The 11,018-nt window shown below is 45.0% G+C and carries 10 protein-coding genes; 3 read left to right on the forward strand and 7 right to left on the reverse strand.

Annotated features, from left to right (window positions below; genetic code table 11):
* The first annotated feature begins 232 nt into the window (after nucleotides 1-232).
* The gene (locus ACLL8Z_RS01780; protein ID WP_411273034.1) at nucleotides 233-1,084 is read left to right on the forward strand and encodes a UDP-2,3-diacylglucosamine diphosphatase; all 852 of its coding nucleotides are present in this window, start codon (nucleotides 233-235) and stop codon (nucleotides 1,082-1,084) included.
* Here ACLL8Z_RS01780 and ACLL8Z_RS01785 read toward each other — a convergent pair.
* The 3 genes from ACLL8Z_RS01785 to ACLL8Z_RS01795 all read right to left on the reverse strand — a co-directional run bounded on the left by ACLL8Z_RS01785 (nucleotide 1,018) and on the right by ACLL8Z_RS01795 (nucleotide 4,220).
* Nucleotides 1,018-2,445 carry a GH1 family beta-glucosidase gene (locus tag ACLL8Z_RS01785; RefSeq protein ID WP_411273035.1) on the reverse strand — a complete coding sequence of 476 codons (1,428 nt, stop codon included), beginning with the start codon at nucleotides 2,443-2,445 and terminating at the stop codon, nucleotides 1,018-1,020. The two genes, ACLL8Z_RS01780 and ACLL8Z_RS01785, sit on opposite strands and share 67 nt — an antisense overlap.
* Nucleotides 2,446-2,455: 10 nt before the next feature.
* Nucleotides 2,456-3,481 (reverse strand): glycosyltransferase family protein, encoded by a 1,026-nt coding sequence (locus ACLL8Z_RS01790; protein WP_411273036.1) that lies wholly within the window; start codon nucleotides 3,479-3,481, stop codon nucleotides 2,456-2,458.
* Nucleotides 3,482-3,803: 322 nt separating this feature from the next.
* On the reverse strand, nucleotides 3,804-4,220 hold the full coding sequence (locus ACLL8Z_RS01795) for a hypothetical protein (protein ID WP_411273037.1): 417 nt from the start codon (nucleotides 4,218-4,220) through the stop codon (nucleotides 3,804-3,806).
* A gap of 416 nt (nucleotides 4,221-4,636) precedes the next feature.
* On the opposite strand from ACLL8Z_RS01795, the gene ACLL8Z_RS01800 reads away from it, so the two are divergent.
* Nucleotides 4,637-5,860 carry an exo-beta-N-acetylmuramidase NamZ domain-containing protein gene (locus ACLL8Z_RS01800; RefSeq protein WP_411273038.1) on the forward strand — a complete coding sequence of 408 codons (1,224 nt, stop codon included), beginning with the start codon at nucleotides 4,637-4,639 and terminating at the stop codon, nucleotides 5,858-5,860.
* A gap of 150 nt (nucleotides 5,861-6,010) precedes the next feature.
* Here the strand turns inward: ACLL8Z_RS01800 and ACLL8Z_RS01805 are convergent, their stop codons facing one another.
* Together ACLL8Z_RS01805 and ACLL8Z_RS01810 are read right to left on the reverse strand one after the other, a co-directional pair.
* Nucleotides 6,011-7,531, reverse strand: coding sequence for a DUF1349 domain-containing protein (locus tag ACLL8Z_RS01805; protein WP_411273039.1), 1,521 nt, complete (start codon nucleotides 7,529-7,531; stop codon nucleotides 6,011-6,013).
* A gap of 713 nt (nucleotides 7,532-8,244) precedes the next feature.
* Nucleotides 8,245-8,556: a hypothetical protein gene (locus ACLL8Z_RS01810; protein WP_411273040.1), complete on the reverse strand. Its 312-nt coding sequence runs from the start codon at nucleotides 8,554-8,556 to the stop codon at nucleotides 8,245-8,247.
* Between the two features lie 68 nt (nucleotides 8,557-8,624).
* On the opposite strand from ACLL8Z_RS01810, the gene ACLL8Z_RS01815 reads away from it, so the two are divergent.
* Nucleotides 8,625-9,908, forward strand: coding sequence for an MFS transporter (locus ACLL8Z_RS01815; protein WP_411273043.1), 1,284 nt, complete (start codon nucleotides 8,625-8,627; stop codon nucleotides 9,906-9,908).
* Nucleotides 9,909-9,995: 87 nt separating this feature from the next.
* Here the strand turns inward: ACLL8Z_RS01815 and ACLL8Z_RS01820 are convergent, their stop codons facing one another.
* Together ACLL8Z_RS01820 and ACLL8Z_RS01825 are read right to left on the reverse strand one after the other, a co-directional pair.
* Nucleotides 9,996-10,355: a transposase gene (locus ACLL8Z_RS01820; protein ID WP_411273041.1), complete on the reverse strand. Its 360-nt coding sequence runs from the start codon at nucleotides 10,353-10,355 to the stop codon at nucleotides 9,996-9,998.
* Between the two features lie 6 nt (nucleotides 10,356-10,361).
* A partial coding sequence (locus ACLL8Z_RS01825) for a transposase (protein ID WP_411273042.1) occupies nucleotides 10,362-11,018 on the reverse strand: 657 nt, incomplete at its 5' end.

Raw genomic sequence — 11,018 nt, forward strand, 5'->3', positions numbered from 1 at the left:
ACCAAAAACCGAATTATGGGGAGACCTCGTTGAGCAAGTATTGGAATTAGCAAATGAACGTAAATTATGAGTGCCTAATTCTCAAATTCACTCATTTGCTAATTATTATTCTCGTCCTATTTGCTAATTTACTCATTTACTAATTCTCTAATTCTCTTCATTTGCTAATTCCTTAACTCCCCCTTAACATTCACGTCACTTCTTCTCCCTTCCTTTGGTAAACCCATACTGAATGCCGAAACGCGAAGTTGACCTTGTAGTAATATCCGATATCCATCTTGGCACCTATGGCTGTCATGCAAAGGAGCTCCTCAGCTACCTTAAAAGCATCAAACCCAAAAAGATCGTCCTTAATGGCGACATTATAGACATTTGGCAATTCAGTAAATCTTACTGGCCAGAATCGCACATGAAAGTGCTAAGGCGTTTAATGAAATTTGTTTCGGAAGGGGTGCCTGTTTACTATCTTACAGGGAATCATGACGAAATGCTTCGCAAATTCGCTGATCTAAAGATTGGGAGTTTTCGCCTGCAGAACAAACTGGTTCTTAATCTGGACGGCAATAAAGCCTGGATATTTCATGGGGATGTGTTTGATATTACCATGCAGAACTCCAAATGGCTTGCAAAACTTGGGGCAGTGGGATATGATTCGCTGATTTTGTTAAACAGTTTTGCAAACTGGTGCCTTACTTCCATGGGAAAGGAGAAGATGAGTTTCTCCAAACGGATAAAGGCGAGGTTTAAAGATGCTGTAAAATTTATCAACGACTTTGAGCATACAGCTTCAGACCTAGCTATAGATAAAGGCTATAAGTATGTAGTCTGCGGACATATTCATCAGCCTGAAATGCGTGAGATTGTTACTGCTAACGGGAAGGTCTTATATCTCAATTCAGGCGACTGGGTAGAAAGTCTGACAGCGCTTGAATATCATCAGGGAGAGTGGAGTATTTATAAATATCAGCCATCGGGCTTTTTAGATCTGCAGCCGGAAATTGAGGATATGCTGGATAGTCAGGATTTAGAAGCGATGCTTGATATTAAGGTGCTATTTTCACAATTTAAATCAGGTGCGGCCTGATCGTTTGCACCGCCTAAAAACCCGGAATACCAATGTCCTGATAATTTTATAGTCCTTTGTTGGGTCTCAAAATCCACATGAACTAATCCGAACCTTGGATGGTATCCTTCAGACCATTCAAAATTATCAGTGAGCGTCCACACGAAATAGCCTTCTGCACTTAAGCCTTCGTTTCTGGCTCTCAATACCTGCTTCAAATTGTCTTTGATATAATTCGTGCGATCAACATCATCAACAGCACCATCCACCAGGTGATCAGTAAAGGCTGCGCCGTTTTCGGTGATGTAAATTTTCTTAATATTTTTATAGGCATTGAATTTCCTGATCATCTCATAAATAGATTCAGGAAACACCTCCCATCCCATTGATGTATATGGCACATTCCTGTTCCGGGCTTTCACTAAAGACGCTTGAACATATGGGGTTATGAATGAATTCCTCACAATCTCTCTTGTATAATTCTGGACACCGATGAAATCGAAATCGAAAACCATTTTATCCTCATCTCCCGGATGCATATATCTCCCGATCTTCTTTAAAAAAGGAAGATCTTTCTCAGGATACCCCAGGCCAAGGATAGGCTCAATAAACATGCGGTTAAGCAGGGTGTCGATCCGGTTAGCGGCGTTAACATCTTTCGGGCGCTTAGTATAAGGCTCAATATAAGAACATGAGAAAGTAGTTCCAACTTCTGCAGCGGGAAGCATATCTTTCAAAATGCGGCCCCCTTCGCTAATGCTCAATACGGTGTGATGAACTGCAGGTATAAAATTTTTTGCACCCGTTCTGCCAGGGGCATGCACACCCAAAAAATACCCAGCACCGGTAAACACCATTGGCTCGTTCATAACCATCCAGTGTTTTACCCGATCGCCAAAATGTTTAGCACAAATCTCCGTGAATTCAGCAAACCATGAAATTACATCCCGGTTAGTCCAGCCCCCCTTTTTTTCGAGCGCAAGCGGAAGGTCCCAGTGGTAGAGGGTAAGCCAAGGGTCTGTTCCATTTTCGAGACAGGTATCGATAATCCGGTTATAAAAGTCGATTCCTTTTTGATTAACGGTACCGGTTCCTTCAGGCAATATCCGTGACCAGGAAGTAGAAAATCTGAAATTGGGTATGTTGAGTTTTTTTACCAGGGCAAGATCTTCCTGATGGCGCATATAAAAATCGCAGGCTATCCTGCCATGATGTCCGTTGAGAATTTTGTTTTTCCTTTCGGTGTATGTATCCCATATCGAACTACCTTTTCCATCCTTATCATGACTGCCCTCAATCTGATATGCGGCAGTAGAAACACCCCATTTGAAATTCTTTCCAAACAGATCACGGTTTAGCCCACCTCCCACCTCAGTTTCCATCAAAACTTATTTAAATAAACATAGCTTCATTACTTTCAAAAGTAGTGTCTGCTCTGTGTTTTTCAACAATCATGTCAATAATTTCCTGTGTCCTGTCCGGATAATTAACAGGAATAGACTGCTTATTGTTCAGCCATTGTGAAATTAAAGGATTATACTTAGGTTTTAAACTTTTTATAACGGGTACCTTCATCGCCCGCAGTGCAGCAGCATTAAGGTGCTGCTCATACTGGTTTTTCATTGGGATAACCATCAGTTTTTTCCCGAGAAACAAGGCTTCCGCCGGAGTTTCAAAGCCCGCACCACATAGAACACCCGATGATGAGGCCATGCTGGCGGTAAACTTTTCTCCGTCTATTGGCTGGATCGTGATGTTCTTTACCGTCGAAGTTTTAGCATTATGTTTGGAAAACACATCCCATGTCACGTCTGTAAATTCAGACAAAAAATTTATTAATCTTTTATCATCATACGATGGCAGGTATACGGTATAATGCCCTGCGTCTGTAATCTTTTGTTCACGCACGCCGCGACGAATTACAGGAGTAAAGATATTCTCGCGGAATGCTGAAAAATGAAAACCATATTGAGAACTAGAAGGCGCATAATTTTTAAGAATCAGCCGTCCCATCATATCTGTATGATCCGGCTGGGGGAGACCCGGACCTAGTACAGCCGACTGGTGACTTAATGCAATACAGGCTTTATTTTTAAAATAGCATGCCCATGCCGACACCGGTTCGAAATCTGTGATCACCAGATCATATTGCTCTACCGGCAGATTCTTAATTGATTTAATAAGCTTCCCGATATTCGTACGGGCCAGTGTCCTCCATAAGCTAACGCCCCCGGATTTTCCGAAAATAAAGCTTAAACCCGAGAGCTTATACTTTACTGGAAATGGTAGAGTAAGGTCAGCCTGGCTGCCGCTGACGAGAATATCTACATCCCCGTGCTTTTGAAGACATGGTACTACGTCCACCGCCCGGCTTAAATGCCCGTTGCCCGTACCCTGAATAGCATACAAAATCCTCATGAAATTCCGGCGTACAGTTTTCCCTTTCCATAACATCCCTGCCTGAAAGGAGAATAAAATGAGGTCATGCGAATCCTGAAAATAAGATTTGATATCCCGGGAAACCAGTTCAGGGGGTTCAAATAATTAATGGTTTTCATTACGCAAGATACGAAATGAAGGTTGTGATTAGGTTTAGGTAGGGTTAGGAGATTGTTAAGAGTTTATGTTGTTACCGCCTCATGCCGGCGGAACGGCACTTACTTTTTTCTACAGGAAAAAAAGTAAGCAAAACGCCCGCCGCTGCGCCTGATGCTTTTGAAGCAACTACTTGGGCTTGGCTTCAGCATACCGCATCAGCCCTGCCTACCGGCAGGCAGGCAATGCGGAACGACTGTGAACGGAGATTCAGTGCTAGGGCCTTAGAAGCGGACCCTACGTTTAGCTGGTGTTGAGGGGCTGGCCCTTCGCACCAGCATATAAACCCTTGCGGCGCGTTTTGTTGCGGTGGGTACGTTTCCTGCTCCCCGCCAACCTGCCTGCCGGTAGGCAGGGGGGAGCTGTCCCGTTTTTGCGGGACTGAGGGGTTAATGAGATCCCTCGCTATGCTTCGGGATGACGATGCCGATAAGGTTAGGGGGAGGAGATTTCTCATTTTCTCACCCCCAACGTCCGTCATCCCGAACAGAGTGAGGGATCTCTCCTTAATTCGACTTGTTACCGGAATTGTGATTATGATAGCAGGTGTAATAACCCTCATAAGATCCCTTGCTGCGCTGCGGGATGACGGGTCGGCCGTGGGGACAATGGGGATTTCTCGGAGCGTAACGTGTCCGGTAAATTATGTTTTTTCTCCTTGCTCCTCGAAATATACCACTCGTTTTGGAGTAAGTATATTTCATGGTCACGGGTAACTAATCGGAATCGCATTTCGACGAGTCGGGGACTTGTATTATAAAATAAAATTTCCCAGCTCGCCCGCCTGCCGGCCGGCAGGGAGAAATCTCCACCCGATAGCAATCGGGTCCTCTATCAAGCGTCCTCATTCCGAAGCACAGCAAGGGACCTCACGTCAACGTCTATACCCGAAAATGATTCTCCATTTAAAATAAAACCGCATCTTTATTACCTTATACCCCAATTTACTCTTCCACTAAAAATTAACAATCCAACACCATGACTAAATCCCTCTTCCTCCTTCCAATCGCAATCCTCCTTGCCTGTACTAATCCTGCAAAAGAAACTGCAACCAGTGATTCTACTGCAGTATTGTCGGATAATCCATCCGTAGCATCTATCCGTACCGGCGCCCAGCAAACCAATAAATATCTGCCCCTGCTAAAAGGCAAAAGAGTAGCTCTTTCCATTAATAACACATCTGTTATAGATGGTAAGCTTAGTATGGATACCCTGATAAAACTGGGGGTTAATGTCGTAAAGGGCTTCGGTCCGGAACACGGTTTCCGCGGAAAAGCGAGTGCCGGAGCGAAGATCGGGGATGAAACGGATGAGAAGACCGGCGTGCCTTTGATCTCCCTTTACGGCTCCAAGTACAAACCTACCAAAGAAGATATGAAGGGAATTGATGTGATGGTTTTTGATATGCAGGATGTTGGTGTGCGATTCTACACTTACCTCTCAACTTTGCATTATATTATGGAAGCCTGCGCTGAAAATAATGTGGAATTAATTGTGCTCGACCGTCCTAATCCAAATGATGGTTACGTGGACGGACCGGTGCGCGATGCTGACCAGGAGTCCTTCGTAGGTAAACATGCCATTCCAATTCTCCATGGCCTTACTTTCGGCGAGTATGCCGGTATGATCAATGGCGAAGGATGGCTTCCCGGCAAGGCTAAATGCAAGCTGACAGTGATCAAAATGGAAAACTACAAGCACGGAATGCCTTATACCTTGCCCATCGCTCCATCACCGAATCTGAATACTCAACAATCTATTTTGCTGTACCCATCTCTATGCTTGTTTGAAGGAACAGTAATCAGCCAGGGTAGAGGAACTCAATACCCATTTACTATTTTAGGAAACCCGGAACTTAAAGGGAAATATAAATTTTCATTCAAGCCGGTGTCCATCCCGGGGATGAGCGAAAAACCTCCTCACATGGATAAAGAATGCTACGGCCTCGACCTGCGCAAATACGATACGAGCATCTTCGCTTCCACAGGCCGCATAAATCTTACCTGGCTAAAAGAATTTTACGCTGCATATCCTAACAAAGGTGCTTTCTTCAGGGCTGCCAATTTTGATCGCCTGGCCGGAACCACTAAACTGAGAAATCAAATTATCGCAGGCAAATCAGAAGATGAAATCCGTAAAAGCTGGGAACCGCAATTGGGTGAGTTTAAGGAGATGAGGAAGAGCTACGTACTTTATAACTGAGGTCTGACGTCGGAAGTCTGACGCCTGGCGCTTAACAGAGGTCTGAGGTCTGATGTCTGAGGTCTGAAACTAGACGCCTGGGTGTTGTCGGAAATCCATCAGACTTCTGACCTCTGACTTCCGACCTGACTTCCGACCTGACTTCCGACCTCAATCCTTCCCTGTATATTTTATCTCAGAGTATTCAACTTCACAGTCCGTTCCAATGGGTGACTGCGAATAAAACCCAATCATCATATTGTCCGTTTTGTGATACACGAAATCTCTGACCACATCCCATTGTTTGCCGTCCTGAGAAGTTAGGAATGTAAAGACGCGGCCAACCTTGCGTACGCGGAGGTAAACCTCCCGATTTTGAGGAATATTGAAATAGCTGTCGTCGGTGACTTTGTTTTTCACGACTGAATTACCAAGCAGGAGTTTGTCCCCGGTATTTTGAAACAAGATCTTTGCCCAGTTATCACGGTCGCTGTAAATCAGGATCGCCCCGCCATCATAACGCCCCTCGAAATCAGGTTTTACTTTAGCAGAAAAGTCAAAATCATTATCAGGAGTAAACAAAAATTTGGGCGCATTATTAAAGAAAGCTGTCCCGCTTGCTGGATTGTGGAGGTCGGTTTTTTCACCTGCTGTCATGATCAAAGCATCGCTGGAGAGAATTTTAAATTCTTTGACCTTATCAACCACTACAAAAGGAGGGAGGCCAGGCAAAGTTCCGCCTGAAGCTTTTTCATGATTAAAAGTCGTTTGGCGGGCGAGATCGAGCACAAGCTGAGGTACCGGACTTCTGGCATACCTGTCACTTCCTTTCCCCATTTCTGATGCCCAGCGTGATAACCATGTGATTCCCGCCCGGCCTTTAGTCGTATCCGCACGGCTATAAGCCTTGTCTTTTAAAGCCTCGTCTATAGTTACGAACGAATAGCCGCCATCCTGAAGTGCTTTAGCTACATCGCCAAATGCATCCGCATTAAGCATATTGGCGTGAACCATTAATATTTGGCTCACATCCCGCGAAAAAAGGTCGGAAGATTGCTTTTCTGCAGCCGCAAACTGACTCAGCGTATAAGGAATATAAGCTTCCCTGATGCGTCGCGCACTTAGGGTATCATTAATTCTCAACGCTACTTCATATGCATCCGAAAAGGTATAATCCTGGTAAGTAATCGTGTTCGGTGAAATTTTATATTTGTTCTGCTTGAGGAATGCATCCAATTCTTGTCTATCAGCAAGCGTATTGCCCGGCGATAAATAAGGGTGTCTGAAAAACCGGTACGGCAGCTTTGCTTTTCTGGAAAGATCCTTTGTCACCAGCTCTCCTTTTAAGATTTCCTGCTTGTATTGCGCCAACGTAATATCATTAATATTAACATGATTATAGCCATGATTGGCCAGCTCCAAACCCGCGTCAAGCCACTTTTGTATTAATGCGGTCTTCGCCGGATCTACAAGACCGTTTGTGTAAAGTTTTTGCTCATTCACAAAGCCTACCGCAGGAATGTCGTACTTTTTAAACGTCGCAATAAGTTTATCCGTCAGGGCATTTTTCTCTGCCTGCGTTTCGCACATGCAAGCGAAGGGAAGATCATCGAAGGTAATGGAGAGTTTTTTTTGGGCGGTTAAAAAGGTTGGGATCAGGAAGAAAATCAGGAGTATAAAACGGAAAATCATATTTGAGTAGAATTGGAAGTTAAATATAATTCAAAAAATGGCACTAAAATACCATCGTGTTAATTTGTAGAATATTTATTATTTTACATGTATAAAACCCAGGCTCCAGGATACGAGGATTGAAAAGGTTCTTGTTGAAGAGAGAAGGTGAATTTATTTGAGCCGACTCAAGTCGGCGGAAAGTGCACATACTTTTTGCTTTTGGTCGAAGCCTCAGGTATTTACCTCCGCCTTATGCCGGCGGACTGGCACTTACTTTTTTCTCCAGGAAAAAAAGTAAGCAAAAATCCCGTCGCTGCGTCTGCTGCTTCGGAAGTTAGTGTTTTGGCTTTGCCTGTGCAATCCGCACCAGCCGATGCGAATAAAAGTAGAACGGAGATTCAGTGCTAGGGCCTTAGAAGCGCACCTAACGCCTAGCGATTGTAGTGGGGCTGGCCTGCGGCCCGCAGGGCATACGTATCGCAAGATAGGGTACAGCGATGTGTACGTTTCCTGCTCCCCTTTTTTCAAGGGGAGCTGTCCCGCTTTTCGCGGGACTGAGGGGTCTGGAAGCACTTTTAAACGAAATTCCAGCAACGAAAGGTACGCTGAGTAGCCGCCTAAAATAACTTCTTCTGTCTCTGCAACTTGCCAGGACGGAATATTTATGAAAGGAAGCTACTCAGCGTACCTTACGAAGACGGAAAGTCTATATTAGATTGCTTCCAGACCCCTCAGTCAGCCGAAGAGGCTGACAGCTCCCTTTGAAAAAAGGGGAGCGCGCGACGCACAAGCGTAGCAGCCTTCCTTTTAGTTCGTATGCATGCAGGCCGAAGGCCAGCCCCACTACAATCGCTAGGCGTTAGGTACGCTTCTACGGCCAAACCACTGAATCCCCGTTCACCATCATTCCGCATTGCCTGCCTGCCGGTAGGCAGGACTGATGCGGAATGCACAAGCAAAGCCCCTGCACTAACTTCCATAGCATCAGGCGCAGCGGCGGCTCTTTGCCTACTTTCCAGCTGAAGGGAAAGTATGTGCCCCATCGCCGGCACGAGGCGAGAAATAAATCCCTAATTTAGCAAGAAAATCATTTCCCCTGGAACCAGAAAAAATCTCCAAAACCCGCTTAAAAGCTATCATCGGCGGCAGCATCGGCAATCTCGTCGAATGGTACGACTGGTACGCCTACTCTGCTTTCGCACTATATTTTTCTGCTTCCTTTTTCCCTTCCGGGGATAAAACGGCACAGCTTTTAAATACCGCAGGTGTATTTGCTTTGGGATTTCTGATGCGCCCGATAGGCGGCTGGATGTTCGGACGGATTGCGGATAAGGTAGGGCGAAAGAGGAGCATGACACTTTCGGTGTTACTGATGTCCTTCGGCTCGCTTCTCATTGCTTTTATCCCCACGTATAATGACATTGGTATTATAGCTCCGACAGTACTTCTGATTGCAAGATTGCTGCAGGGTTTAAGCGTTGGCGGAGAATATGGCGTGTCGGCAACTTACCTCAGCGAGATGGCGAGCAGGAAACGCCGGGGCTTTTATTCAAGTTTTCAATATGTTACACTGATCGGCGGACAATTGATTGCCCTCGGGATCCAGCTCATTTTGCAGCGTTGGCTTTTAACAGAAGAAGAGCTTCACGACTGGGGCTGGCGAATTCCTTTCGTTATTGGTGCTTTGCTGTCTTTTGTCGCCCTTTACCTGCGGCAAAGCCTTCACGAAACTCATGCCTTCGAAGCGCAGAAAAACAAGCCCGACGAAAAGAAAGGTACCATCAGCGAATTGCTTAAACACCCGCGGGCTATATTAACAGTCATCGGGCTAACCCTTGGCGGAACTCTTGCTTTTTACACCTATACCACTTACATGCAGAAGTTTCTGGTCAACACGGTAAATCTCAGCAAAAGCGACTCTACCCTGATCTCCTTTTGGAGTATGCTGATCTTTGCGCTCATGCAGCCCGCCTTCGGTGCTTTGTCGGATCGTATCGGTCGCCGGCCTTTGCTTATTGGCTTCGGTGTGCTAGGAACGCTGTTCACCGTCCCATTACTCACTACACTCAGTCATACTACCTCCCAATACGAGGCATTCTTTCTTCTCCTCGCCGGTTTAATAATCGTCAGCGGCTATACCAGTATTAATGCCGTCGTAAAAGCCGAGCTTTTCCCTGCACAAGTTCGGGCACTTGGTGTGGGTTTGCCTTATGCACTTACTGTAGCCATTTTCGGCGGAACCGCTGAGTATGTCGCCTTATGGTTAAAGGGGATAGGGAATGAGGAGTATTTTTATTGGTATATCACGGGTTGTATATTTTTGTCGCTGATAGTTTATGTGGGGATGAGGGATACGAGGGAGACGTCGGAGTTAAATAAGGATCCTTCGGGGTGAATTTTCCCGCCTCGTGCCGGCGGAAGTGCACATACTTTTTGCTTTAGGTGACCGTTGCACAACATGACCCGATTTTAGGTGATTGTGCTAAATAAATGATGCGTTATTCTTTTGATTGAATTCGTATAGCAATTTTGGATCTGCGCCAAATGCATTTATAAAGCTCACTGTCAGACTTTCAATTAGTCCTATGATAAATGGGACACTCTTTTGGGTCAAGGTTGCTTGTTTTAGTTCACTTTTTAGTCTGTCATTGTATTTCAATAGCTTTTTTAGATTATAAGCTATCGCTGCCATCGTCAAGCATTTATTTGCCTGGGATCTCCCGATGGTATTTACCCGTTTCATTCCCAGGAAGTTTATCAAGGTGCCTATAACTGGCTCTACTGTGCTTTGTCGTTGCCTCATCATAATTCTGGCTTCAGGAGATTCCATCCTCAAGTGCATTCTCTCCTAATAAGGTCTGTCAATTGACGCCAGAATCTTAGTCCCGTGCTTGCCATAAGCCGTACAGGTGTCTCTAAAGGGACATATTTTACAAACCGTCCTCTCTAATCGATATTCTTTGTTATAATACTTGCCAGCCAGATAAGTGCCGCGGTAAGTTAAGTGTTTATCGTTTTTACATTGATAGTAATCGCCCTCTTTATGGTATGAAAAGTCCTCTCTTTTATAGATAAACTGAGGACGGTTTGGTATGTATCCTTTAATATTATTCTCCTCGAGAGACTGGAGCGCCTTGCCGCTGCTATAACCTGTATCTGCTATGATTTCCTCCACTCTTAAGCCCAACTCCTGAAGATTACTTTTTAGGTGACGAACTACTTCGGGAAGACAATCACTATCTCGAATATCTGCAGGAAAAGCTTGGATATGGGTGATGGTGTGTGATGAGGTATCTACACTAACCTGACCTAAATAATTCAACGCAACTGCTTTTCCTGGCTTTACAGAGATCTTAGCATCAGGGTCGTACTTGTTATAATGAGTCTGATTTGCTGGATGCTGTTTTTGTTTAGAACCTTTAGGAGGTTCTAACTTAGCAATCGTTTTTGGCTCTTCCAGATCATTTTCGGTTAGTTCCTTTGCGAAGTCCTCCGCATCATTCAT

It is taken from the genome of Daejeonella sp. (assembly GCF_046590655.1).
Taxonomy (GTDB): Bacteria; Bacteroidota; Bacteroidia; order Sphingobacteriales; family Sphingobacteriaceae; genus Daejeonella.

Coding starts and splice junctions, on each gene's coding strand:
- ACLL8Z_RS01795 (WP_411273037.1), bottom strand. CDS start 4,220: ATGAGGGTTATTACACCTGCTATCATAATCACAATTCCGGTAACAAGT.
- ACLL8Z_RS01820 (WP_411273041.1), bottom strand. CDS start 10,355: ATGCACTTGAGGATGGAATCTCCTGAAGCCAGAATTATGATGAGGCAA.
- ACLL8Z_RS01805 (WP_411273039.1), bottom strand. CDS start 7,531: ATGATTTTCCGTTTTATACTCCTGATTTTCTTCCTGATCCCAACCTTT.
- ACLL8Z_RS01785 (WP_411273035.1), bottom strand. CDS start 2,445: ATGGAAACTGAGGTGGGAGGTGGGCTAAACCGTGATCTGTTTGGAAAG.
- ACLL8Z_RS01780 (WP_411273034.1), top strand. CDS start 233: ATGCCGAAACGCGAAGTTGACCTTGTAGTAATATCCGATATCCATCTT.
- ACLL8Z_RS01800 (WP_411273038.1), top strand. CDS start 4,637: ATGACTAAATCCCTCTTCCTCCTTCCAATCGCAATCCTCCTTGCCTGT.
- ACLL8Z_RS01790 (WP_411273036.1), bottom strand. CDS start 3,481: ATGAGGATTTTGTATGCTATTCAGGGTACGGGCAACGGGCATTTAAGC.
- ACLL8Z_RS01810 (WP_411273040.1), bottom strand. CDS start 8,556: ATGGGGCACATACTTTCCCTTCAGCTGGAAAGTAGGCAAAGAGCCGCC.